This window comes from Alcanivorax sp. HI0083, assembly GCF_001635175.1.
On sequence record NZ_LWFX01000352.1, the window covers coordinates 1 to 790 of the forward strand.

1 protein-coding gene and 1 pseudogene are annotated in these 790 nt (G+C 55.9%); one reads left to right on the forward strand and one right to left on the reverse strand.

What is annotated here, in order from left to right; genetic code table 11:
* Positions 1 to 318 (forward strand): SDR family NAD(P)-dependent oxidoreductase (locus A3754_RS03685; protein ID WP_156496754.1); only part of this gene is annotated, 318 nt, incomplete at its 5' end.
* Positions 319 to 489: 171 nt separating this feature from the next.
* On the opposite strand, the pseudogene A3754_RS27110 reads toward A3754_RS03685, so the two are convergent.
* Positions 490 to 790, reverse strand: a pseudogene (locus tag A3754_RS27110) (paraquat-inducible protein B); the annotation flags it as partial.

The following is a 790-nucleotide window of genomic DNA, read 5'->3' on the forward strand; positions in this document are numbered from 1 at the left end:
ATGCGCGGCATGAAGAAAAACCTCACCACCTATGCCGCCACCAAGGCCGGCGTGGCCATGCTGGCCGAAGGCCTGCAAGTGGAACTGCAGGATTCACCGATCAAGGTCTCCACGATCTTCCCCGGTTTTATCCGTTCCGAGATCAACGAAAAAGTGAAAAACACCCCGTTCCTGGTGGACACCGAAACCGGCTGCAAGGCACTGGTGAAAGCCATCGAGAAAGAAAGCAAAAACGCCTCCGTTCCCGGCTGGCCCTGGGGCCCACTGGGCTTCGCCATGCGCAACCTGCCGTTGAGGATGGTTGGAAAAATTATGTAGCCTCAGTTGAAAGTGTAAAGTTCAAAGTTGAAATGCGCGAGGAAGGCAGTGCTACACGGACAAGCCAACCCCGCGCGCGCCCTACTCCTTTAATCGCGGCCATAACATCTTTCGATTCGCTGCATCACCCATTCGCGTTTTAACTTTTCACTTTGAACTTTCAACTGCCTTTCACTGCCATTTCATGATCGGCGCCCATTCGCGCCAGTCGTCTTCCGGTTGTTTGTAGAGATCAAAGCGCTCCCCCGCTTTCGCCAGCGGGCCCGGCTCTGGCGGGGTGGCGAAGCTGATGCCGCCACGGAGTAAATTCTCCAGGGAGCTGGCCTGCACTTCTGCGCCTTTAAACAAGCCGATGTCCACGGTGAGCCCGGAGCTGTTCCAGAAGCGGGTATTGCTGCGTACCAGCTTGGCGTATTTCGGTTCGATGATGGCCTGAATTTCCACAAAGCGGCCCCCTTCGCTCAGTTCGCTT